The 24658-nt window shown below is 67.1% G+C and carries 14 protein-coding genes and 1 pseudogene; 8 read left to right on the top strand and 7 right to left on the bottom strand.

Going from position 1 to position 24658, the window contains the following annotated elements; translation table 11 throughout:
• The first annotated feature begins 118 nt into the window (after positions 1 to 118).
• Complete coding sequence (locus HUA75_RS09425; RefSeq protein WP_174486179.1) at positions 119 to 1507, top strand: hypothetical protein; 1389 nt, start codon at positions 119 to 121, stop codon at positions 1505 to 1507.
• A gap of 132 nt (positions 1508 to 1639) precedes the next feature.
• On the opposite strand, the gene HUA75_RS09420 is transcribed toward HUA75_RS09425, so the two are convergent.
• A complete protein-coding gene (locus HUA75_RS09420; RefSeq protein WP_174486493.1) occupies positions 1640 to 2638 on the bottom strand; it encodes a M28 family peptidase in 999 nt (332 codons plus the stop codon).
• A 114-nt stretch (positions 2639 to 2752) separates the two neighbouring features.
• Between HUA75_RS09420 and HUA75_RS09415 the strand changes: the two genes are divergently transcribed.
• Positions 2753 to 3085: a hypothetical protein gene (locus HUA75_RS09415; RefSeq protein WP_174486178.1), complete on the top strand. Its 333-nt coding sequence runs from the start codon at positions 2753 to 2755 to the stop codon at positions 3083 to 3085.
• Between the two features lie 120 nt (positions 3086 to 3205).
• Here the strand turns inward: HUA75_RS09415 and HUA75_RS09410 are convergent.
• Positions 3206 to 3994: pseudogene (locus HUA75_RS09410) on the bottom strand (serine hydrolase domain-containing protein); the annotation flags it as partial.
• Positions 3995 to 4279: 285 nt separating this feature from the next.
• Between HUA75_RS09410 and HUA75_RS09405 the strand changes: the two are divergent.
• Positions 4280 to 4954, top strand: coding sequence for a hypothetical protein (locus HUA75_RS09405; protein ID WP_174486177.1), 675 nt, complete (start codon positions 4280 to 4282; stop codon positions 4952 to 4954).
• Here HUA75_RS09405 and HUA75_RS09400 read toward each other — a convergent pair.
• From HUA75_RS09400 to HUA75_RS09385, 4 genes are all read right to left on the bottom strand, one after another.
• Positions 4938 to 6755 carry a hypothetical protein gene (locus tag HUA75_RS09400; RefSeq protein ID WP_174486176.1) on the bottom strand — a complete coding sequence of 606 codons (1818 nt, stop codon included), beginning with the start codon at positions 6753 to 6755 and terminating at the stop codon, positions 4938 to 4940. The genes HUA75_RS09405 and HUA75_RS09400 overlap by 17 nt on opposite strands.
• An 18-nt stretch (positions 6756 to 6773) precedes the next feature.
• Positions 6774 to 10997: a M4 family metallopeptidase gene (locus HUA75_RS09395; protein ID WP_174486175.1), complete on the bottom strand. Its 4224-nt coding sequence runs from the start codon at positions 10995 to 10997 to the stop codon at positions 6774 to 6776.
• Positions 10998 to 11562: 565 nt separating this feature from the next.
• A complete protein-coding gene (locus HUA75_RS09390) occupies positions 11563 to 12762 on the bottom strand; it encodes an MFS transporter (protein WP_174486174.1) in 1200 nt (399 codons plus the stop codon).
• Between the two features lie 318 nt (positions 12763 to 13080).
• On the bottom strand, positions 13081 to 14088 hold the full coding sequence (locus HUA75_RS09385) for a hypothetical protein (RefSeq protein WP_174486173.1): 1008 nt from the start codon (positions 14086 to 14088) through the stop codon (positions 13081 to 13083).
• Positions 14089 to 14197: 109 nt separating this feature from the next.
• Between HUA75_RS09385 and HUA75_RS09380 the strand changes: the two genes are divergently transcribed.
• The 3 genes from HUA75_RS09380 to HUA75_RS09370 all read left to right on the top strand — a co-directional run bounded on the left by HUA75_RS09380 (position 14198) and on the right by HUA75_RS09370 (position 19245).
• Positions 14198 to 14449 carry a hypothetical protein gene (locus tag HUA75_RS09380; RefSeq protein ID WP_174486172.1) on the top strand — a complete coding sequence of 84 codons (252 nt, stop codon included), beginning with the start codon at positions 14198 to 14200 and terminating at the stop codon, positions 14447 to 14449.
• A 1264-nt stretch (positions 14450 to 15713) separates the two neighbouring features.
• Positions 15714 to 18038: a hypothetical protein gene (locus tag HUA75_RS09375; RefSeq protein ID WP_217446005.1), complete on the top strand. Its 2325-nt coding sequence runs from the start codon at positions 15714 to 15716 to the stop codon at positions 18036 to 18038.
• A 25-nt stretch (positions 18039 to 18063) separates the two neighbouring features.
• The gene (locus HUA75_RS09370; RefSeq protein WP_141647821.1) at positions 18064 to 19245 is read left to right on the top strand and encodes a hypothetical protein; all 1182 of its coding nucleotides are present in this window, start codon (positions 18064 to 18066) and stop codon (positions 19243 to 19245) included.
• A 178-nt stretch (positions 19246 to 19423) separates the two neighbouring features.
• On the opposite strand, the gene HUA75_RS09365 is transcribed toward HUA75_RS09370, so the two are convergent.
• A complete protein-coding gene (locus HUA75_RS09365; protein WP_254627475.1) occupies positions 19424 to 20845 on the bottom strand; it encodes an Ig-like domain-containing protein in 1422 nt (473 codons plus the stop codon).
• Between the two features lie 811 nt (positions 20846 to 21656).
• Here HUA75_RS09365 and HUA75_RS09360 point away from each other — a divergent pair.
• Both HUA75_RS09360 and HUA75_RS09355 read left to right on the top strand, forming a co-directional pair.
• The gene (locus HUA75_RS09360; protein ID WP_254627474.1) at positions 21657 to 23309 is read left to right on the top strand and encodes a mechanosensitive ion channel family protein; all 1653 of its coding nucleotides are present in this window, start codon (positions 21657 to 21659) and stop codon (positions 23307 to 23309) included.
• Positions 23310 to 23417: 108 nt separating this feature from the next.
• Complete coding sequence (locus tag HUA75_RS09355) at positions 23418 to 24389, top strand: NAD(P)-dependent alcohol dehydrogenase (protein ID WP_174486491.1); 972 nt, start codon at positions 23418 to 23420, stop codon at positions 24387 to 24389.
• Positions 24390 to 24658 lie beyond the last annotated feature (269 nt).

Raw genomic sequence — 24658 nt, 5'->3', positions numbered from 1 at the left:
GCCCACCGTCCGCCGCCGACGTGCCACACCGGTGTCGTCACACAGCTGAGACATGCCGCGTCACGCTTGCGTCAGGCACATGTGCTATCCCCCGGAATTCTTCACTTGGAGGAAACACATGAAGCTCCGCAATTTCGTACTCGCCTGTGCTCTGTCTCTCGGAGTCACTGCCTGTGGCAGCACGTCTCCCGACGAGTCGCCCGTCGTCCCTGTCGAGGAGACGGGCGTCTCCACCGCCGCGGCGACGGCCACCCGCATCTACGCGTACGAGCCCACCGGCACGCACGAACTCAGCTTCGAGACGCTGGGCACCTTCGAGACGCGCAACAACCGCCGCGTGCTCGTGATTCGTGGCACCACCAATCGCTACATCAGCGATGTCTTCAGCTTCGTGCCGGATGATGCCTTTGGCACGGCGAGCGTCATCAGCGAGCGGCGCTTCGAGGTCGTACTGGAGGAGGGCCACGAGCTGAACACGATGCTCTCCGGCCTGCCGCTGCTGGTCTCCATCGACACCTTCACGGGCTCGCCGACGCGGTACTACGCGCAGATCATCCTCGCGCCCCGCTTCTTCGACTTCCGTGGGCCGAACTCCATCTCCGTCTTCGAGAACGTCGACCCGGTCTACGTGCGCAACACGGCCGGCACCGAGGCCCTGATGTACCGCGGCCGGGTGGACTCGGCGGCCACGTCGCTCACCGTCACCGCGCCGGACGGCGTGCCGACGGTCTCCCGCGTGGACGCGGACACCTTCAACCTGGACTGGCGCTACCCGGCCGTGCACCAGGCCGTGGACCCGCACACCATTCCCCTCACCTTCACCGCCGCGCTGAACACCGGCGCCGTGGTGGACGAGACGGCGCGCCTCGTGGTGCGCGTCACCGGGCTGGCCATCAGCACCAACGACGACCCGTACAACACGTGGCCGTCCCCCGCCTGCCAGCCGGCCGTCTACAACTGCTACCACTCGAAGCCCGCGGGCACGCTGGACTTCAGCTCGTGCGGTACCTACCGCCAGGTGCAGCGCTGCACGTACGCGAGCGCCTGCGAGGTGCTCCCCGGCCAGCCGCTGTCGCTCACCTCAATTGGCTTCCCGCCCCCGGCGCCCGCGCTCCCGGCGTCCGACTCCAACGCCTTGGCCACGACGTGGTACGGGCTGGTCGGCATCGACGCGTACAGCACCCCGGAGTGCCCGGCCACCCCGGTGACCATCCAGACGGTGGTGGACCACCTCCACGAGACGACGCAGACAGTGCTGCCGTTCGACTGGGGCGTGGCCACCGACCGCGCCGGCATGGTGGTGGACAACTACTTCTTCGGCTCGAGCAGCGACCCGCTGCTGGCCGCCATCGACACGTTCGCGGGCGGTGGCCCCATCCAGGCGTGGTTCGCCTGGGAGGAGATCCCCTGCCACAACTGCCACAGTTACGCCGAGTACGGCGTCCTGTACTACCCGAACAGCGGCAAGGTCATCTCGCTGAAGAGCTACCACGGCTACGACTGGTGATGAGCTTCCGCCCGGGCCACCCTCAGAGCCCGGGCGGTCCTCCTCCAGGGAGCCGCCGCGGTCTACGGAACCGGGCAACGCCCAGACACCGCGAGTGGACTGACGCCGAGTTGCTCAGGACGACGTTCGACTTCACTGCGAGGGGGAGGGGCTTCCGGCCAGCGTCCTCACAGCGGCATACACCCCTTGGACAGCCTGGGCCATGCGCGCGTAGTCGAGCGTGTCCCACGTGTCCCCCGCCTCGTGGTAGCGCGGGTTCCGGAAGAACGCCGTGTCCGTCACCATGACGGCCCGGTAGCCCTGCGCCCAGAAGCTGCCGTGGTCCGAGAAGTCCACCCCCTCCAGCGCCCGGGGCGCGCTCAGCGACTCCACCGGCAAGGGGCTCGCCCCCCGCATCGCCTCCGCCACGGTGTCCGTAAGCCCGCCGTCCCCCGGCGTGCCCACCACGCCGATGAAGTGGCCCGTGTCCGGGTACTTCAGCTTCAGCGCCGCCAGTGGATACTCCTGACTGCCCGGCACGTCCGTGAAGTGGCCCAGCATCTCCAGCGCCACCATGGCGCGCACCCGCACCCCTGCCTCCTTCAACGCGCGCGCATGCACCGCGCTGCCCATGTTCCCCGTGCGGAAGTGCGGCGGCTCCTCCAGCGTGTAGGCCACCAGGTCCACCCGCAGGAGCGGCGGCTGGCGGCCCAGCCGCGCCGCCAGGTCCAGCAGCCCCGCCACCCCGCTGGCGTTGTCGTCCGCCCCGGGCGTGCCTCGCACCGAGTCGTAGTGCGCGCCGACCACGATGCGCTCACCGTCCTCCGGCCCGAAGCGCGCGATGACGTTGCGGTAGTCCCGGCCGTCCACCCGGAAGTGCTGCGACTCCACGTGCCCTCCCGCCCGCGCCAGGTGGCCGGCGATGTAGTCCGCCGCGCGCTCCAGGTTCTCCGGGTGCCGTGAGTCCCTCGGGTGGAACGTCTCCGACAGCATGCGCACGTGCGCCCTCAGGCGCTCCACCTCCGTTTCCGTGGCAGGGCGTTGGACCGCGGGCGCTGGGGCGGTGGCGGGCGCCTGGCCCCACCTCCACGCCAGGCCGAGGCCCGCCGCCAGCACGGCGGCCCCCACTCCCATCCACGCGCGTCTTCGCATCACGTGCTCCCTCCCGCCGGACAGGCGTCCGCAAGTGCTCGGCTATATCCAGCTTCGACCCTCCTAGCAGGGGCGAAGTTCCGAGGAGAAACGGAGCGGCTGGGACAGGGCGGCATGGGGCAGGTCTTCCGCGCCTGGGACTCGGTGCTGCATCGCCACGTCGCTCTCAAGTTCATGCAGCCGCTCGAGGGGCTCTCGGGGCCGGCGCTCACCTCGCTGCTCAAGGAGGAGGGCCGGTTCGCGGGCCTGGGGCTCAGCTACCGAGGCGTGGACCTGACCTCAACCACGTCGGTGACGCAGGGCTCGGGGAACGCCATCGAAGTGAGCCGCACGGGGGACATGGCCAAGGGAATCTTCAACGAGCACTCGCTGGCCTCGGCGCTCTTCAGCCTCATGCAGCAAACCGGGGGCGCGCGGCTCCAGGGCGAGGCGAAGCTGGTGGACTGAGCGTCCGCGTCGGCGGCGAGCTCGAGCCGCCTGACGATGGCGGGCATCGCGGACCGACGGAGGCCCTTGCGAGCCCCGCCGGTCCTGTGTCCCGCGCCGGAAGGTCGGTCGAGGCCTCTGTCAGAAGAGGTCGTGCGCGGGCCATGCGCTGACGCCGTTCACGACATCCCTCATGAGTTCGTCGAGGTTGATGTCGGGGGTGTTCGAGGCGGGGCTGTTGTTGGAATTGGCCAGGGCGGACCAGGTGAACTCTTCGGAGCCGCTGGGCCCATGGCGGTCAGCGGTTCGCACCAACATGGCCAAGGTGCCCTGGAGGTAGCCGTTGTGCCACCAATCGGAGTCGTTGCTCACCACCCATCCCCTGGCGTAGGCGGTGGGATTTCCCGAGGGGTCGCGCGCCGTGGTGCGTGTGGTCATCGTGGTGAGTGAGGTCGTGCTCAGCAGGTCCGGGACGGTGGAGAACCCATCCGCTCTCACGGTGACGCGCAGCAAGTCGATGGGCGTGACGACCCAGCCGCCATGCGCATCCATGCGACGCAGCTGCATGCCGTAGGGATTGTAGGCCCTCTTTCCGAACTGGTGGTAGACGACCTCGTCGGGCAGACGCTCGCTCAGCGTATTGCCTCCCACGGCGAAGCTGGTGGCTCCGCTGGGTGTAAACACCTGGTCACGCATATAGGCTTCGTAGGTCATCCCCGTGACGCGTTCGATGATGCGCCCGAGGATGCTGTAGCCGAAGTTCGAATATTGGTACGTCGTCCCAGGCGCGAACTCGAGGGGCTCGCTCCGCACCACCCAGTTGATGAGCTCTTCGTGCGTCAGGCCCGCATAGCTGGACATGGGGTCGCCCGTGCCATCGGCGCTGTTGTTGTCCCATCCGCCCGCGGCGTGCTCGAGCAGGTGCTGGAAAGAGGGACCCGGCCGCGCCCCTGTGGGCCTTCAAGGCCGCGTCCTTCTGATTCACCAGCCGCGGCTTGAGTCCCCGGCGACATGCGCTTCCAGTGGAGGGACGTCTCCTCGCCACGAGCGGCCGAGCCGCTGGAGACTCCCGAGGTGCCGGTCGGCAGGTTGGCTCCCTTCTGAACCCCAAGAGCCCGCACACGACTCGCGAGTTCAACGCTACGCATGCGGTACCCGCGAAGGTCCCCACCCTCGTCTAGACCCACCAGGCAAGCAACGCGATAAGGTGCTGCGGTGCTCCTCGACGCCAAGCCCTCCAGGCCCCGGACCTCGCAGGCTCGCCTCGCGCGCCTCGCCGTACTCGTCGTGCCGGCGATGTTCCTCTCGACGTGCGCGACGGGTCTGCTCCTGTCCCTGCCCCCCGGCCCGCTGTGTGACGAGGGCATGGCGCTCTTCATGGAGGGCGGCTGCGACTGGGGGGAGAGCAACTTCTTCTTCTACACGAAGGCGAACCTGCTGCTGTGGATGAACGTGGTCCTCGCACTGAGCTTCCGGTGGCGCGCTGTCCCCACATGGCAGTTCCTGCCCCACCTCGCGGTCCTCGTGGCGGTCGGCGTCGGCATGCGGAGCGACCCGAACTGCGCCACCTACTACGACCACCCGAACGGCAGCCTTGGGCAGATGGCCACGGAGGCCATCGCCTTCGCTCTTCTCGGCATGGCGCTCGCGTGGCGCTTCCGCGGCGCGCGGCATTCGACACAATTGGGGCTGCTCGTGGCGTGGAACGGGGTCCACGTCGCCATCTTCTATGCGTGGCTGTCCGTGGCGAACCACTGGGAGTGGAGACACACGTGGTACGTCGCCGCGTCCCTGCTGACGGTCGGCGTCGTCGTAATGAAAACGGCGGCCTCCCCTTGGGGAGGCCACCGCTCTCACTGCTTCGGGCTCCGGATTACTGAGCGGTGGTGATGGTGCCCACCTCCACGTTGATTGCCTGCAGCGAGCCGGAGGCTGGCAGCGCGTGTGCCTTGAGGACGTTCAGCGGAACCACGATACCGGCCGGCGTCTCGGCGATGACATCCACGGTCAGCGCCACGGACAGCAGCGCGCCGTCGTACGCGTGCGCCGGAGCGCCCTTCTGGTACACGCCCACGCTCAGCGTGCTGCCCTTCAACGCGGACTTGAGCAGTTGGGGCGCGGCGCCGAGCTCATAGCCACGGTTGGCCACGTACTCGGAGCCGTCCACGGTGGACCACGACGCCGTGGCCGCATCCAGCCCCAGCGTCAGGTCCGCGCCGCGGCCGGACTGGCCCGCGGGGCCCACCAGGTCCAGCACCAGCGTGTTGCCCGAAGACAGACTGGCGTTGCGAACCAGGCGCCAGCCCGTCCCCGTGGGGTCCACGTAGTTCACCGTGCCAGCGACAGGCACGGTGATGACGGAGGAGTCCTTCTTCGACGCATCCGCCACGCTGGTGGCCGTCACGGTGTACGTCCCCGGCCTGTTCGGCGCGGTGTACACACCCGTGCTGCTCACGGTGCCGTTGGCCGAACCGCCCTCGACGGCCCAGGTCACCGCGACGACGGAGGTGCCCGTCACTTCAGCCGTGAGGTTGACGACAGCCGCCTGCCCCACCGTCGCCGTCTTCGGAGTGACACTCACCTCCACCGTCGGAACGACGATGGCTTCCACGGAGAGGCTGGCCGAGTCGGACTTCGTCGGGTCCGCCACGCTGGTGGCCCTCACGACGAACGTGCCCGCGCGGCGCGGCGCCCGGTACACGCCCGTGCTGCTCACGGTGCCGTTGTCGTCTCCACCCGCCACGGACCACTGCACCGCGACGTTGTTCGTCCCAGTGACCTGCGCGGACAGGGAGAAGGAGCCATCCTGCTCCACCGTGCCCGTCTTCGGAGAGACAGCCACCGCGACCGCCTCGACGACGACAGGCTCCACCGTGATGGAGGCGGAGCCCTTCTTCGTCGGGTCCGCCACGCTGGTGGCCGTCACGGTGAACGTGCCCGTCTTGTTCGGCGCGCGGTACACGCCCGTACTGCTGACGAAGCCGTTCGCGTCGCCACCCTCCACGGACCACTGCACCGCGAGGTTGTTGGTGCCGGTGACCTCGGCCGCGAGCTGGACGATGCCATCCCAAGTGGTGGTGCCCGACGAGGGGCTCACCGTCACCGCCACCTCCCCGACGACGACAGGCTCCACCGTGACGGAGGCGGAGCCCTTCTTCGTCGGGTCCGCCACGCTGGTGGCCGTCACGGTGTACGTGCCCGCCGTGTTCGGCGCCGTGTACCGGCCCGTGCTGCTCACGGTGCCGTTCTCGTCGCCACCCTCCACGGACCACTGCACCGCGGTGATGGAGGAACCGGAGACCTCCGCCGTGAGGTCCGTGGCGGTCCCCTGGCCAATGGTCACCACCTCCGGCGTCACCTTCACGATGACCGTCGGAGTCTGGACTGCCTCCACCTTGACGGTTGCCGAGTCCTTCTTCGAGGTGTCCACCGCGTTGGTGGCCACCACGGTGTACGTGCCGGCCTCGGCCGGCGCGGTGTAGACGCCCGAGCTGCTGATGGTGCCGTGGGAGTCGCCTCCCTCCACCGACCAGAGGACGCGCGGGTCCTTCGCGTCCTTCACCGAGGCGTTGAAGGTCGCCTTCTCACCGGCCTTCACCGTGACGTTCTTCGGAGTCACCGTCACCGGCCCCGAGTCGGAGTCGGTGCAGGCCACCAGCGCCCCCATCAGGAGCGGAACAATGAGCTTCATCCACGTTTTCATTGGGGATTACCGTCCGAACTGGCTGACGAAGAGAGTGATGTCGCTGTCGTTCACGGAGTCGACGCCGTCGAGGTTCGTCTCCTCGGAGCCCTGGGTGCCGTAGTCCTGCGCGAGCAGGCCCATGTCCTCTCCGTCCACGACGTTGTCGCCATTGATGTCGCCCGTGTAGACCCGGAAGGTCGCCACGGCCTTCGCCGTCGGTACCACGACGCTCACCGCGGACACGTGGCACAGGCCCCGGCCTCCCGGCGCGGCGTAGACGCCGTCCGCGCTGATGGTGCCGCAGATGCGGCCCTCCACCACGGACCAGCTCACCGCCGTGTTCACCGCGTTCGCCACGTTCGCCCGCAGAGCGACGGTTTCACCCACCGGCACCACGTGCGGTGCCGCCGCGAACTCCACCGTGACGGGATGCAGCGTGAAGGGGGTGGTCGCCCTGGACCAGTTGCCGTAGGCGTCGTACGCCACCGCCTCGAGGACGTGCTCCCCCGGCGCCAGCGGAATCGGGAACAGCGGCAGCGTGTACGGCTCGGACGTGCTCCTCCCCTTCAGTGCGCCGTCCACGTAGAACTCCACGTAGGCCACGCCCGTGTCGTCGGTGACCTCGGCCCGCATCGTGTAGGTCTCGAACAGGCCCTCCACGCTGGCGGTGATGTGCGGCGCGCCCTGGTCCTGGATGGTAGAGTTGCGCACCTCGAAGCTCACCGTGCGCTCCGTCGTGTTGCCCGCCTTGTCCGTGGCCGTCGCCTTGAACTCATGCGGGCCATTGGACAGGCTCCTCGTGTCGAACGCCGTCGCGTAGACGCCATCGACGTCCGTGAACGAGCTCACCGGAGCGCCGTCCACCAGGAACGCGAGGGTGGACGTCCAAACGTTGTCGCGCACGGAGGCCCGGAGCTGCACCGTCCCGTAGCTGCCCTCGACCGCCGCGGAGAGCGTGGGGCGCTGGATGTCCGCCTGGGTCGAGGTGATCAGGTTGATGTCATCCAGGAAGAACTGGGTGACTTCGTCCGCGATCTGCGGGGCCGCCGTCTGGTCCACGTCGAAGAACAACTGCACCGTCTGGCCCCGGTACGCGGTCAGGTCGAAGCGGTGCTGGATGTACTCCGCGTTGGTGTCATCCACGTTGGAGAGCGTCCTCAGCGTCGCCAACTCGGTGCTGGCGGAATCCCGCACCTTCGCGCTGAAGGTGTGGTGGGCCACGGCGTCGGTGAACGCACCGTTGTAGATGCGCAGCCAGAAGCTGAAGATGGCCGAGGTCGCGGTCGCCGGAATGGCCACGGACTGACGGACGGAGTGCCGCGCCGGACCCGCGTTGGTCCAGAAGACGTACATGCGGCTGCCCGTGTGCGCGAAGGACGCGTTGCTGAAGATGCCCGCCGAGCCCGACAGGGTCGTCGCCCCTGTCCAGCTCGTGGAGGTCTCGAAGCTGGGATTGAGCACGCGCTGGGTGGCGGTGGTGTCCACGTAGAACGTCACCACGGGAGAGTCCCCCGCGTTGGCGCCCGCGTCCGTGGCCCGGGCGACGAGCGTGTGCTCGCCGGCCGTCAACGTGGAGAGATTGACGACCCGGGTGAACGACTTGACCGAGTTGCCCAGGGACACGCCGTCGACGAGGAACTCCACCGCGTTGACGAAGCCGTTGTCGGACACGTCCGCGAAATAGCCCACGCGCGTGCCGGAGAAGACCACGTTGGCCCTCACCCGGGGCGCCTCGGCATCCGCCGCGCGGATGACGCGCAGCGAGAAGTCATCCAACTGGAAGCTGCTGGCGAGCGAGGCGTTCTCGCTGCCCTCCACGAAGATGCGCACCGTCTGGCCCGCGAAGGCCGTCAGGTCCACGCTCTGCTGCACCCAGCCCAGCGTCGCGTCCAGGTTGGACCACGTCGCCACCGTCCCCAGCACCGTGCCGGAGGTGTCGCGCACCTGCAGCGTCAGCGTGTCGCGGACGGCGGTGGTTGTCGTCTCGGCGGTGGTGAGGTTGAGGAAGAACGTCAGCGAGGCCTGGGTGACGCCAGAGGGAATCGTGACGTCCTGCCACAGCCGGTCGACGTGCGTCGTGCCCCAGCCGTTGAGCCACACGTAGCCCTGGCCCGAGTGCGTGCCGGAGGAGACCGGGAAGTTGATGTTCTCCGGCGGGTCCGCCACCCATCCCTGGCCGGCCAGCTCGAAGCCCGGGTCGGTCAGGAGCTGCTCGAAGCTGCTGGAGACGGTGAAGCTCGCCGGAGCGGACGCGGTGGAGTTTCCGGCCGCGTCGTACGCCACGGCCACCAATTGGTGCGAGCCGTTGGACAGCGAGGTGGCGTCCAGCGGCAGCTGGTACGGCTGGGCGGCGACGTTCCCCGTCAGGGCGCCGTCGACGAAGAACTCCACGCGGGCCACGCCGACGTTGTCGTCGGCCTGCGCGTGCAGATGGAGATCAGGCGCGCTGCCAGAGACGCTCGCGGAGACGGTGGGGGACGTGCGGTCGTCGTACGTTCCGGCGGTGTAGCCCACGTTGATGGCCGCGAAGGCGTTCTGCACCGCACGGTACTCGTTGGACTGGGAGCCGAAGAGGTCCGCCGCGGCCTGGAGGCTGCTGGTGCGGGCCGACATGTAGTTGGACGACGGGAACAGGTAGACGGTGAGCGCGCGGTACCAGATGGCCGCCGCCTTGTCGTTGCCGATGCCCCTCATGCCCGAGGCCAGGTAGGTGCTGGAGTAGTCGGTGCCGACGGACAGCGGCTGCGCGCCCTGGGACAGGAAGTAGAAGGCACGGTTCATCGGGCCGCTGCTGAAGTGTACGTCGATGTTGCCGAGGCCGGGGTACCAGGCGTCCACGCTCGCGCCGTCCAGCGACGGGCGGAACATGACGCGCAGCGGGATGTCGCTGAGCTGCTCGGCCATGAGCCAGTTGCCGCCGGTGTCTCCAATGACGCTGCCGCGGCCGTTGGCCACCCAGAACTCCGTCAGGGTGCCGAAGATGTCCGAGTTGGCCTCGTTGAGGCCGCCGGACTCGCCTTCGTAGATGAGGCCCGCCGTGTGCGAGGTGACGCCGTGGGTCATCTCGTGGCCCGTCACGTCGAGCACGCCCATGGACCGCATGCCATTGGCGGCCGGGTACGAGCCGTCGCCGTAGCTCATGCAGAAGCAGCCATCACTCCAGAAGGCGTTGTCGTAAAGGTTGCTGGCATGCACCCGGTTGTAGGTGGGCGAGCCGAAGCCGTCCACGCCGTCGCGGCCGAAGATCTTCTTGTAGAAGTCCCACGTCGTCAGCAGGCCGTAGTGCGCGTCGACGGCGGCGGTCTGACCGTTGGTGCTCAGGGTGTTGTTGGCGCCGACGATGTAGTTCTGGCCGTCGCCCCAGGTGTTGTCGGCGTCCGTGTAGAGGGTCAACGTGGGGATGACGCCGTTCTGCACGGCGGCGTGGTTGACGTCATAGGTCCGGATGCCCTCGCCGCCGGCGCGCGTGACGTCGCGCAGCTCGAAGAGGCCCTGGGCGTTCTGGAAGACGTCCAACGGCACGTCACCGCTGTATTGCGAGCGGCCGAGGCCCTTGGCCGCGGCCGTCTGGAGCGAGTTCCACTTCTTCAACACGTCGCCCGAGTGCGCGTCGATGATGAAGTCCGTGTGCTTGACGCCGTCCTTCGCGTTCTCCAGCTCGGTGTGCACGTGGTACGCGAGCCGGTAACCCATGACCTGCGTGTCGAAGTCCGCTGCGTTCTGCTTCGCGACGGGCTTGCCGGGATAGCGGTTCACGAGCCGCGTCTGGGGGTAGACGATGAGTTCGCTCTTCGGCGCGGCACCGAACTCACCCTTGGGCGCCAGTTCCTGGGTGGCCTTCGTCACCGCGGACTTCGCGTCCAGCGTGGGCGTCACGTCCAGGCGGATGCCCTTGCGCAGACCCTCACTGGTGATGCGGAGGTCCCCCACGGACAGTCCCTGGTGGGTGATGGCCAGGGCGCCCCATACGGGTACGCCCTGGTATGTCTGCGCGAAGCGCGCGTGCGTCTGACCAAAGCGGTCCGTGCTGGAGCTGGACAGTTGGAAGCCATCCCGCGAGCCGAGCCCGAGTTGGAGGCTTCGCGCCTTGAGGGTTGACAGGGATTCCGCGACACGGGCGGGTTCCCGGACCTGGAGTTGCGTCAGCGTGAGTGGTGAAACAGGGGTGAGTTTCTCAGCCGCGAGGGATGAGCTCGCCGAGAAAAGACCGGCGAGGAGCAGAGGCCACCGGGGCCACGGCTTGGACATTGAGTTGACTCCACACAGCGTTCAGGGGGGCTCCCGCCGTCAGCACCCGTGGGGGCGTGCCGCCGCCGGAAGGATCACACTCAGAGTGGAGGGGCCGGACAGCCTTAGACCTTGGCCCCGTATGATCCACGGTCAGCGCAATTATCCGCCACCATACAGTATCAAAACCCAATGAAACAGAGGGGAGCCCTGATGGACACAAACGGACACAATAACCACACAGCGTCGTGTCCATTTCACTTCGTGTGGCTTTCCTGGAGCAAGACAGAAAGACGCGGAAAGCCGTCAATCGAACGCATCTGTCAGGGATATCTGAACTTGGCGCCGGTCGCCAACCGCGGCCCAGACGCTCTTCGCTGTCTAGGATGACCCGCACGCCGTGTTGAAGGCGCGAAGCGTCCCAACGCCTTCTCCTGAAATCATGGTTTGATTTGAAAGCGGCGCGAGTGTTGCGCTGACTTGAAGGACTGCCCCACCGGCACTGCCGTATCAATCAAGTCGTCCGTTGCCTTCTCAAGCCCCTCGTTTTTGTATGCTGTCGAGAACTGACCGTCCACCGAGGTCGCTAGTCGGCCCCGCGGGGCTCCCGCATCAGGTAGAGGGCGCCGGCGGCCGCGAGGGCAAAGGCCGAGGTGACCGCAGCGGCGGGCCAGCCGAAGAGCGAGACGATGGGGCCGGCAATGGCCGTGCCGAGACTCCCGCCAATGAAATAGACGACCATGTAGACGCTGTTGAATCGGGCCGGCTGCAGCGGATCGATGTTCAGGACCCGGCGCTGGTTGGCGACCTGGGCGGCAAACAGGCCTGTGTCGAACAGGGCCAAGGCCAATAGCATCCAGGGAGCGAAGCTCAAGGCGGGCGCCATCGCCAATGTGCATGCGAGGGCCAGCGCCAGGCCGGCGAACACGACCGGGCGGCTTCCGAACCTGTCCGCCAGTTGTCCCGCCGCGCGGGTCGCGACGATTCCCGCCACGCCTGCGAGCGAGTAGAGGCCGATGACGGTCGGCGACAGGTTGAGCGGCGGCAAGGCGAGCGCCAGAGACAGACCCATCCAGATCAGGCTGAAGGCGAAAAACCATAGAGCTCCGGACACGGCCGCCGCGCTCAGTTCAGGGGAGGTCCACAGCAATCGCGGCATGGCGACCAACGTGGCGAGGTAGGGTTGATCTCGGTGTTGAGTCGCGCCCGGAAGAATGACCCTGCTCCCCGCCGCGCAAACCAGGCAGGCGCCGGCCACGATCACCAGCATGGCGCGCCATCCAATTCCATCGGCTAAACCGCCCCCGACCGCCCGGCCGAGAAGCACGCCTGCCGATATCCCGGCCGTGACGCCTCCCAGCGCACGTCCCCGCGTTTCGGTTGGCGAGTGCTTGCCGGCCAGGGTGCTCATCTGGGCGCCGGTGCTCGCGCAGATCCCCGAGATCAGGAGAGCTGTGCCAAAGGCGTAGACGTTCGTGGCGATGGCGGCGAGCGCGAGGGACAGGCTCAGGACAGCGAGTTGGACGGACACCAGCTGTCGGGCGGGATGGCGATCCACCAGGGGCACCAGAAGCGCCAAGCCGAACATGTACCCCAGGATGGGCAGGCCCGCCGCGGTGCTCGTCGTCGCGAGCGACGCGCCGAGATCGGCGGCTATGCGGGTTAGCTCCGGCTGGACGACGTAGCTCGTCGACGTGGCCACGCCGGCCGCTGCCGCGAGGAACAGGACGCCTCTTCCACCGAGGCATTCGAAGCGCGAGTCGCCATAAGGGTTCGCTGAGGTCATGCTCGCGACGCTAGGCGCGGCGCCATGATGCGTCTGGCGAGATTCGGGCCTGACCAGAAGCGCGCGCCGTGCGCAGCAGGACGTCCGACTTCGACGTGTCCGCCTGCGTGAGGTGTGGAGGCAGGCTCAAGGGTCTTGGCGTACGTGAAGGGGGCCCCCGGGGCAGGCGGGTGCCCCAAGGAGGCTCACGCGGCCTGTCCTCCGGCAGGGAGCTTCTTTCGGGCGGCCCCGTCTACGGCCCTCCTCCGCCCCTCTGCTCCCTCCCTCCACCTCAACCGCGCCCCCTTCCCTCTGATGCGCGTTCGTACCCGGCGGGAGCTATCCGCAGTCCGCGCTGCAGTCGGAGGGGGTCTCGGTGGGACCACAAATCCCATTGCCGCAGATGTCGCAGTCCGCCGGGCAGGAGAAGATCTCCTCGTTGTAGCCGCAGACTCCGTCGCCACACGAACCGCAGTCATAGGGGCACGAGGTCGGGTTCTCGAGTGGGCCGCAGGAGGCATCTCCGCACCGGGTGCAGTCCGCGGGGCACGTCAGCTCGCTCTCGAATCCGTTGCAGACGTTGTCGCCGCAGGAGATGGCGCCCGCACGGGCCACGTGCATGTACGTGTTCTCTCCCTCCGAGACCATGGTCAGGGCCAGGTGTCGATACTCAGACCACACGCTGTAGCTGTTCGTGTTCCGGGTGTCCTCGTCGTCGGTGAAGATCTGTCCCTTCGCCGTGCCGAAGGTGAAGCTCTGCGCCGCGAAGACGCCATACTCGAACCCCAGGTCCGGAAGGCTCGGTGCGGGCGTGCTGGGGTTGCCACCCCCATGGAACAAACAGAAGAACATGATCGTATCCCCGGCCGCATTGCCGTTGGGCTGGATGCCGCCTGAGTTCGCGTTCCTGTTGTCTCGGTCTTCGTTGTCGAAGAATCGAGAGAAGTACCAGGAACCCGGGGGGCAGATCTCCCCCAGCATCAGCACGGCATAGGCGCTGCGCGTGGTGGGGTGAGTCTCGAGTGGCTTGAACTTCGCCCCATCGACGCGGCAGAACCGGAAGGTGGTGTTGCGCGCTTCATCCAACTGGGTGCTCCCCACCCAGTCCCTCAGATAGCTGGCCGCGCGGCTGTCTTCGTTGTCCATGTGCATCCAGAGGGCGGGCGCGGAGCTGGGACAACCCGCGGAGCCCGCGATGACCCCCACATCTTGATTGAACAGCGTGGCGACGGCGGGCTCGAGCTTGGAGGACAGTGGCTCCTCTGGCGTGGAAATGTCTGTCTGCCCACAACCCCATTGCAAGGTGCACAAGGACCAGACCGCGAGACTCCGAAAGAGACGGTGCATGAATTCCCCCACTGAATGACTCTTGTCATTCTGTTGAGATTATCGGCTGGGTCAAGGGCTTCCGCGGATTGCGCAGCATGGACGTCTCGGCCAGGGTAGAGTCCAGGGGATGAGCTCATTCAGCGTCACGTCCGTTTCCATCGGGTCCGAATGGGTCGAGGCCGGAGTGAAAGATGGAGGAGACGCTCCGCTCCCCGTCTGGAGGGTGGTCGACTTCGCCAGGGATGCCGGCGAGAGGTACGCCAGCAGCGACGTTCCGTTCTTCTACCTGGTGGGCCCTGGGGGCGCGTCGCGGACGGTCGCCGCGATGGAGTTCGTCCGCGACTACCAGCCAGCACCATCACCTGCCGCGAAGCCGTAGCTCTCGCCGTCAGCGCCCACCTGCGAACCACCGCCACCAGCCGCTCCACTTCCTCGCGTGGGCGGCGGCAACGGGACGAAGTGCACCTCGTCGTCACCTGGATGCGCGACTGCATGGCAACGGTGGGCTGGAGGCGCGCTCGCTCCGGGCCGTGGACCTGGACCTCGTGGCCGAGGGCTCGGGCCACGTGACGGCCTTCGTGGCGGGCGGCATCGTGAATGTGTCGCTGGACTCGTCTGGCAGCGTGGACCCATGGGACAGCTCCTCCCAAGCGCGACATCGATGGGGACGGTGGTGGACAGGTCATCTGGCACTGACGGCGGTCATACCGTGAGCCACAGCGCCAGGGAGGCGTGCCCCAGGCGCGATGGCCTCGACTCTTGAAATGAGCCCCCGCACCCTGTCAATGCCAGTGCAGGCAGGCCCCCACTTCCAGAAACCATGCTCCGACGTCGTCGACACCTGGCCTTCCTCTCGGTCATGGGAGCAAGCCCATGTCGCGTGACACGCACCGACAGGCAGACATGTGTGCCCTGCTTCGGGAGCGCTCGGGACATCCATTCGATGCGAGCAAGGAGACGCGCGAACAGCGAGGCGTGGGACATTTCCCTGGGGGCACAGTCCCCAGAGACAACCGCGCAACAGGTGTGGCACGAACTGCGTGCGGAGCTTTTCAGCCTGGCGCAGCCACGCGACAGGGCCGCCACGCCCACGGCACCTATCAGGACGGCGTCGTGCTGGTCCGGCGCGCCTGGGATTGTCGAGTCCGGCGCCCGCCTTCGCCTCGCCGAGTCCCCCCGCCGACAGCGTCAGGCACACCTCGACGTGGAAGCGCTCCGGGAACGACGCAGTCCACACCCGCTCAAGACACTGAGCAGCCGTTCAGGCACCAGGTCGGTTCGTCGTCCAGCGTGCGAGGGACTCGGTGGGGTCGGTTTCCGCCGCCTCCGCCAGGTGAGGCCCGACACGCTCATCGGGTTGCCTGACACGGGCCAGTCCAAGCCATTCCACCACGCGCTCCCATACCTCGAGCGTGAGCAAGAGTTTGCGCTCGCCACGATGGCCTGGATGCCAGGGAGCCCGTTCACGTGAGTTGAGCCACCCTCAGTCTTTCCATCGCGTCAAACCACACTTGTCCGAAATCGGACTTACGACTAAGAGGGCCGAGGGCCCTGTTGGGGGAACTGGTTCGAGCGCGCGTCAGGGTGAAATCAGCGACCCGTCTCCTCGCGGCCCGCCCTGTCGCGCGCAAAGGAAATCCTTCATGTATCGTTGTATGCAAGCGGTGTTCGCCACGGTCCTGTGTATCCCCCTGGCGTGTGGTTCCCCTGAAGCCAACCACCAGGATGCGCCGCAACAGACAGGGTCGGAGGAAAAGGCTCTCACCGATCCGTACAATCCATTGCCCGAGGGCATTCGCTGGTTTCAAGGGGCCCGCTTCGCCAGCGGAGAAAACGAGACCGCGAGCTATCTCCATCCAGAGGCCCACAGCGGCTACACCAGCACGTTGAATGGCTGCCCCCCGGAATTCGACGACATCGGATACTCCCTCTTTGGCTACAATTTCACCTGGACCATTGCCGGCACGACCGTCGACATGGGCGGCGTCTGCAAGATCAACCATACCTTTCCCACGCAAGGCGCCTACGACGTCCGCCTGACGATAACCCACTCGGAGCTCCTGGGGGGCGGGCCGATTGAGACCGCGCAGTACCAGCGGTTCGTGACGATCCGTGACTACCTCGTCGTCAGCCTGGGTGACTCCTATGGCTCGGGAGAAGGGGCTCCGGACGCCGCGGCGCACTGGGGGGACACCGACACGCATCCGGTCTGGCAGAATGCGCGATGCCATCGCTCCTTCAAGTCTCCGGCGGCGCGGGCCGCGCTGGCCCTGGAGTCGAGCGACCCACACTCGTCCGTGACCTTCCTGTCGCTGGCGTGCTCCGGTGCGACCATCCAGCGAACGACCTACGAATATGAGAACTGGGGCGGTAATTTCCCCCTGGGAATCTTCGACGGCTTCGCCACCGCCAGCGACGGGCCGCCCCGCGGTTCGGGAATCCTCGGCCCCTACGTGGGCATCGAGGCCCCGGCCTACCAGCACGGCGCCTGGAATCCCGAGCACTACATGCCCTCGCAGCTCAACCGGCTCGTGACGCTGGTGGGCAACCGCCCCATCGACGCACTCGTCCTCAGCGCCGGCGGCAATGACGTGGGTTTCGGTGACATCCTCCGGTTCTGTGTCGTGCACACGGATTGCCACCAGGGCAACGACGGGCAGGAGCTGCGCTCCAAGGTCGACGTGCTCAAGGCCGCCCTGCCCACGAGCTACGACCTGCTCCAGACGCAACTCAAGCAGGTGGGCCTCGACGTGCGGAGCACGTACCTCATGGAGTATCCGGACTTCGCCCGTGGCAACTCCGGGCAGATCTGCTCCTCCATCCTGGAGGAGACGAACCTCTACGCCGGTGTCGGAGCGGACGTGTCCTACGGGGAGCTGGCGTACCTGGATGGCTATGTCCGGCTGCCCCTGATGAACATGATGCAGGACGCCGCCGAGCGCCATGGCTGGAACTATGTGTCGGGCATCTCCGATGCATTCGCGGGTGTCGGCAGTGGCGTGGGCCACGGGCTGTGCGCATCTCCCAGCAACCGCTGGGTGAACAACGGCTACGACGCGTCCTCGACGCAGGGGCCGGAGGACAGCGAGGCCGAGACCACGGGCACCGCGCACCCCAACGAGACGGGCTACGCCGTCATGACGGTCTTCCTTCAGGAGAAGATGGACGACACCCTCCCTCCCCTCCCACGCGTGGGCATCCTGAAGACCCAAGGCGAAGCGCACGTACAAGAGGGTGGCGCCGCCTCCGGTTGGGTCCCTCAGTCCGGTGACATCCAGGCGGTGGCCTTGTCTGGCAGCCGCATCGGCGTGCTGAAGCTGAACGGCGACTTCTACCTGAAGGATGGCGCCCTCACCGCGATGTGGAACCTGGTGACGGGAGACGTGGCCGCCATCGCTTTGTCGGGCGACCGCATCGGCATCATCAAGACGAACGGCGAGGCCTACGTGAAGGAAGGCGCCTGGAACGCCTCCTGGGTCCTGATGAGCGGCGACGTCAAGGCCCTCAGCCTCTCCGGCAAGCGCATCGGCATGCTGAAGCTGAACGGCGATTTCTACCTGAAGGACGGCGCCCTCACCGCGCTGTGGGACCTGGTGACGGGAGACGTGGCCGCCATCGCTTTGTCGGGCAAGCGCATCGGCGTCGTCAAGACGAACACCGAATCCTATGTGAAGGAAGGCGCCTGGAACGCCATCTGGGTCGCGCTGGGCTCCAACAGCAAGGCCATCGCGCTGACCGAGAACCGCGTGGGCGTGCTGCGGCTCAACGGTGAGTTCTTCCTCAGGGACGGAGCCCTCACCACGGCCTGGAACCTGGTGACGGGTGACGTCCAGTCCATCTCCCTCGCGGGCAGGCGCATCGGCATCGTCAAGACGGATGGCAATGGGTACGTGAAGGAAGGGGCGTGGACCGGGCTCTGGAACTGGGAGACCACGGCCACCACGCAGCTCGTCCTGGCCACGCCGTAGCTCGAATACCCCCATGAACGGACACATGACACCGAAACGCTTCAGGCCCTCCAACGGGCCCCTTCTCTCCATCCTCCTGTCGCTCTTCGTCGCGTTGGTCTCGACCGAGGCCCTCGCGCAATGCCCCACGGGTTGGTCGACCTGTGGTTTTCCGCTGGGCGGCGCCTGTTACTTCCCAGGCAGCTCCAATTGCAGCAATGGCACCGTCTGCGGCCTGGGCTCCGAGGAGTGTGGTGGGGCCTGCTATCGCCCCACCCTCGAGACCTGCCTGAACGGCATGTATATCTGCAGCAACGCGTACCTCTGTGGCACCTATTGCATGCGCCGGGGGCAGACGTGCCTGGAGGGCAATCAGGTCTGCCCCACGGCCCAGGCCTGCCGGGGGCAGTGTCTGGAGGCGGGAGGCTACTGTCCCACGGACGGCGCCCGCATCGGGATGTTGAAGCAGGGGGGCCAGCTCTACCTGAAGGAGGGCCCCCTCACCGAGCTGTGGAATACGGTGACCGGGGACGTGGCCTCCGTCGCGCTGGCGGGCAACCGCATTGGCATTGTCAAGACGAACGGCGAGGCCTACGTGAAGGAAGGCACCTGGGACGCGGCCTGGGTCGTCCAGAGCAGCGACATCAAGGCCATTGCCCTCGCGGGCAACCGCATTGGCGTGCTGAAGCAGAATGGCCAGTTCTTCCTGAAGGAAGGCGCGCTCACCGGGTTGTGGAATCTGGTGACCGGGGATGTGGCCTCCATCTCGCTGTCGGGCGACCGCATCGGCATCATCAAGACGAACGGCGAGGCCTTTGTGAAGGAAGGCGCATGGAACGCGGCCTGGGTCCTGATGAGTGGAGACGTCACGGCCCTCGCGCTCGAGGGCGACCGCGTGGGCATGCTGAAGAACAATGGCCAGTTCTTCCTGAAGGAAGGCGCGCTCACCGAGCTGTGGAACATGGTGACGGGTGACGTCCAGGCCATCTCCCTCTCGGGCAACCGCATCGGCGTCCTGAAGACGGACAGCCACGTGTTCGTGAAGGAAGGGGCGTGGGACGGTCCCTGGGAATGGGTCAGCTCGTCCGTGACGGCCTTCCAGCTCTCGGGCACGGGCATCGCGGTGCTCGCGAGCAACGGCGAGCTCTACGTGAAGGAAGGTCCCGCCACCTCGCTCTGGACGATGGAGAGCGGGGACTGCACCGGGTTCGCGATCACGCCTCGCTAGCGCGAGACCCCGGAGCGATTGAACCTGTCACGGAGCGGGCCGGCCTCCAGCGTGAATCGCCGGAGACCGTGCCCGCTTCGTGGCGCGCCGCGCCTGCTGGAGAAAAGAGGCGCCCTGCCCGCGCAAGGGCCTGAGGACACGCGCCGCAGGCGTACCAGGCACACTCGCGGCAGTAACGCTAGGGTGTGACGGTGAGGACCGCGGAGCCCATGGCCCCGCCCGACTTTGCGCTGATCGTGGCCCTGCCCGGGCTGACGGCCAGGGCGACGCCGGGTGTGCTCCCTGAGGTGCTGATGGGCGCGACGGTGGCATTGTTCGACGCCCACGCCACCACGCTCGTGAGATCGTGGAACGTCCCGTCAGTGAACTCGCCCGTGGCGGTGTATTGACGAGTGGCTCCCACCACAGCCGATGAGGCGATCGGCGTGACGCGGATCAACATGACCTCTGCCGGCGATACGGTGAGCGTGGTGCTGCCCATGATCGCGCCGTACGTCGCGGTGATCACCGCTGAGCCCTGAGCGATCGCCGTTGCCTCTCCTTTGGTGGAGTCGGCGGCATCGCTGATCGTTGCGTGGGTCGGATCGCCCGAACTCCACGCAACCGTCTCCGTGAGGTCCTCCGTCGACCCGTCGCTGAACGTGCCCGTGGCGAAGTAATTCTGCTTCATGCCCACCGGGATCGTTGCGTTCGCCGGCAGCAGGGAGATCGACACGAGGGTTGCCTCCGTGACCGTGAGAAGCGTCGACCCATTGATGCCGTTGAACGTCGCGGTGATCGTCGACGTTCCTACCGCGAGTCCCTTGGCGATGCCCGTGTTCGCGATGGAAGCGGAGGTCGGCGTGCCCGACGTCCATGTTGCGAGCGTCGTCAGGTCCTTGGTCGTGTTGTCGGTCATCGTCGCGGTGGCGGTGAACGCTTGCGTGGCGCCAGCGCCAATGCTCGGGCTTCCCGGCGTGACAGCGATTGAGACGACCTCTACTTCGATGACCGTGACCTCGGTGCTCCCAGTGACGGTGCCGAGCGTCGCCGTGATCTTCGAGGTTCCGGCGGCGAGCGACGTGAGCAGCCCGGTCGGGTCGACGGTCGCCACGGTGGACGTCGCCGAGTTCCAAACGACTGCGCTCGAGATGTCTTTTGTGCTGCTATCGGCGTAGGTGCCGGTCGCCACGAGTTGCTTCTTCGCGCCGGGCGGAAGCGTTGGCGCCGCCGGCGTAACGCTCAGCGAGACGAGGGGATTGTTGTCGGCCGTCACCGTTACGGCGACGGTCTTCGTCTGTCCTTCCGAGGTCACGCTGATCGTCGCGGCGCCGGCCGCGACCGCGTTCACCTTGCCGGCCGCGACGGTGGCGACGCCGGGAGCGCTGCTCGCCCACGTCGCTGACTCCGTCACGTCTTGGGTCGCCGCGCCATCGGCCGTGAACGTTGCCTTCACGGTCGCGGACGTGCCTGCGACGAGAGAGAGGACGGATGGAGTGACGTCGAGAACGGCCGACGGCAACGCCGTCTCTGAATCCCCGCAACTCGCGCCCCCCACGATGACGAGACTTGAGAGCAAGACCACCGAGCACAGTCGGACAAGAGCGCGAGCAAAGTACATCCGAGAAACCCTATCGCCTGGCGGGCCCTCATGCCACGCGCTTTCTGCCGTCCGGCGGAAGCGGCCCCGCAGTCCGCTCTTCGAGGCCGCCAGGCATGGTGTCCAAACCACGCTCGACGTTGCCCGCGCACCGTCGGGATCCGCGTCAGCGTCCCTCACCTCCCGCTCTGCTCCCGCCCGCCACGCCCACTGTGCGCATTCCAGACGGATCCGCTCGCCCCGCCCCTGCTGGATGCGCTGGGGCGCCGCATGACGTACCTGCGGCTGAGCATCACGGACCGCCGCAGCTTCCGCTGCACGTACTGTTCTCCCGCGTCCTGGGGCGGCAAGAAGGAACTGCTGAACGCGGAGGAGCTGGGGCGCATCGCCGGCATCTTCGCCGCGCTGGGCATCGCGATGTGCGTTCGTACCCGGCGGGAGCCATCCGCGGTCCGCGCTGCGGTCGTATGGAGTCTCGGTGGGACCACAAATCCCATTGCCGCAGATGTCGCAGTCCGCCGGGCAGGAGAAGAGCTCCTCGTTGTAGCCGCAGACTCCGTCGCCACACGAACCGCGGTCATAGGGGACTGCGCCCCCTTTCTCTTATGCGCTCACGGCGTCTACCCCTTCATCGACTTCCTCCCAGCCGCTGTCTCGGGCTCCACGGTTGCCTTGCCCGCACTGGATGGGAACCACGGCGAAAGGCTCGCGGCCTTTCCTGCCTGGCCAGATGCTGGAGCCTCTGTTCCGCCTCGGGCGCGGGGCGCGACGTGTTCGCTGGTGTGCTATGCCCCAGCGTATGGAAATCTTCCGACTTGCGGATACGGTCGAGTTGAACAACGCATGGCTCGTCGGACTGAGCGTGGCATTGTTGCTGCTCGTCCTCTGGGCCGTGCTCGTGGCCTCCAGTGCGCTGCTGTACCAGGGCATCCGGCTGATGGGTGTGAAGGCGCTGGAGCAGATGGCGGACGCTCTTCGCAAGCGCGCCCGGCTGAGCGCCGCCCTCCTGTCCTTCGTGGTGGTCATCATCGGCATCGCCGTGCTGGGCTTCTCCCTGTGGGCGAAGAAGGATCTGGAGCCCTCCTTCAATGCCTTGCTGGCGGGGGTGACGGTGGAGGGGCTGGCGGCCCTGGGGCGCGGAGCGGGCCTGCTGGTGCTCTTGCTGACGGCCTACCTGGTGTTGGATCGGGCGGCACGCCAGCTCCTGATGCGGCTCGAGCGCAGGATGAACGAGTGGCAACTGAGCCCGGAGCCGAAGGCACATGCCCAGAAGGCGATGGAGCAGGGGCCCGGCTTCATCAAGCTGGTGCTGGCCTACTTCGCGGTGGGCATGGCGGTCACCTCGCTGCAACCCCCGGCCGCGCTCGAGTGGCTCGTTGGCACCACCGTCTTCGTGTTGCTGTGCATCAGCGGTGGGCGCCTGGCGGTGTCCTTGCTGCACCTGATGTCGGTTCGGCTGGTCGAGTCCTGGCGGACGAAGAGCACGGCCACGAAGTACGAGGAGTACTTCATGGCCCTCAGCCGGCTGCTACCGGTGGGGCAGCGGAGCCTGGAGGCCATCGTCTATATCTCGGTGGCGACTCTCATCATCCGTCGGTTCCAGGGCCTGGAGTCCTTTGCTCCGTACGGGCCGGTGCTCATCCGCGTCATCGCCCTGTTCTTCGCCGCCAGCGTCGTCGTGGAGTTCGTCCGGCTGCTCATCGCCCGGGCCTTCAAGGTGGACGGTCTCGACCTGGATGACAAGGCCCGGCGGCGCAACACCTTCGTCGCGCTCATCCAGAGAGCCTCCACGTACCTGGTCTATTTCCTGGTGGGGATGATGGTGCTCAGCGACCTGGGTGTGGACCCCACCCCCATCCTCGCTGGCGCCGGCATCGTCGGTCTCACCGTGGGTCTGGGCTCACAGGCCATCGTCACGGACATGGTCAACGGCATCTTCCTGCTCTTCGAGGACCAGATCTTGAACGGCGACTACATCCGAATCAACGATACCGAGGGCGTGGTAGAGGAGATAACGCCTCGTATCACCCGCATTCGCGATCGCTTCGGGCGCCTTCACATCCTCCGCAATGGCGAAGTCAAGAATGTCATCAATTATAGTCGCGGCTGGACGCTGGCGGTCGTGGACATGGCCGTGGCCTATGAGTGCGACTTGAAGAAGGTGCTGGATGTGATTGGAAAGGTCTGCGAGCAGGTGCCCATGCTGTCGGCAGGCAAGGTGTCCGAGATGCCCAAGCTGTTGGGTATCGAGAGCATGGACGAGAGCTGGATGACCATTCGCATTGAAGCCAAGGTGCAGCCAGGGACGCACTTCGACGTGAAGCGACTGCTCAACCGGCTGTTGTTCGACGCCTTCAACGCCAACGGCCTGGAACTTCCCTATCCCAAGTCGGTGCAATACGAGGGGACCACGGTGCTTCCCGCCGCCGCCGCCGCTGCGTCGCCGGAGGAGGAGCCCCAGGCTCTGGCCGCCTCGCTTCGGTAGCGGCAGGCCGGCCGTACCCATCATGGTGCAGGTGTCCTGAGTCCTGCTTCCCTGCTCCGCCAGCACCCGCGGCCCTCCTCCACCCCCTACCGCTGGAGCCATCCCTTGATGCGCGCCATCACCTTCTACGAGTACGGCTCACCCCAGGTCCTGAAGTGCGAGGAGCGCCCCGTCCCCACGCCGGGCGCAGGCCAGGTCCTCGTGCGCGTGCGGGCCTGCGCGCTCAACGCGGCCGACTGGCACATCCTGCGCGCCGACCCCTTCCTCGCGAGGCTCGCGGTCGGACTCTTCAAGCCCCGGTACAACGTGCTCGGCTGCGACCTGGCCGGCGTGGTCGAGGCCGCGGGTCCCGGCGTCACGCGCTTCAAGGCCGGAGATGAAGTGATGGGCGAGCTGGGCAGCAGCAACTGGGGCGCCTTCGCGGAGTACGTCTGCGCGCCCGAGGGCGTCCTCGCCTCGAAGCCCGCGAGCCTCGGCTTCGAAGAGGCCGCCGCGGCGCCGCTGGCCGGCGTGACGGCGCTGCAGGGGCTGCGTCGCGAGGGTCGCCTCCAGGCGGGCGAGTCCGTGCTGGTGAATGGCGCCTCCGGAGGCGTGGGGACCTTCGCCGTGCAGCTCGCCAAGGCGATGGGCGCGAAGGTGACGGCGGTGTGCAGCGCCCGCAACCAGGAGCTGGCCCGCTCGCTCGGAGCCGACGAGGTCATCGACTACGCGAAGGAGGACTTCACGCGCGGCGGCCAGCGCTACGACGTCATCCTCGCGGCCAACGGCTACCACCCGCTGAGCGCCTACGAGCGCGCGCTCGCGCCCGGCGGCCGCTACGTGATGACGGGCGGGGCGGGAAAGCAGATGGCGGCGGCGCTCCTGCTCGGGCCGCTGCGCTCGCTCGGTAGTCGCAAGCGCCTGGGCTACCTGACGATGAAGAGCAACCTGGACGACCTGGAGTACCTGCGCGACCGCCTGGCCGACGGCTCCGTGCGCTCCGTCATCGACCGCACCTACCCGTTCGAGGAGCTGCCCCAGGCCCTCGCGTACCTCGAGGAGGGACACGCCCGCGGCAAGGTCGCCATCCACCTGTCCTGAGGAGGTCCCTGCCTCCCATGACGGCGCCTCCTTCCGTATCCGCGGAGCGCGGCCCGCCGCGTCGACGCCCTGACCTCCTCCCCCGGCTGGGATTCGAGAGCAGGGCGAGCAACCGCACGCGAGTCATCCCGGCTTCGCACCGCGGTACCCTGCACATCCGCGCGAGGCGCTGCCCGGAGGCTCAGGAGAAGGGGAAGCAAACGCAGACATCGCCAGAGCATCGACCATAGGCGAAGCCCGCCTCGATGCACTCATTGACGCAATTGCCA

It is taken from the genome of Myxococcus sp. CA040A (assembly GCF_013336725.1).
Lineage (GTDB): Bacteria > Myxococcota > Myxococcia > Myxococcales > Myxococcaceae > Myxococcus > Myxococcus llanfairpwllgwyngyllgogerychwyrndrobwllllantysiliogogogochensis.
The sequence above is the reverse complement of the archived record's forward strand: the minus strand, read 5'-3'. Positions and strand labels throughout refer to the sequence as shown.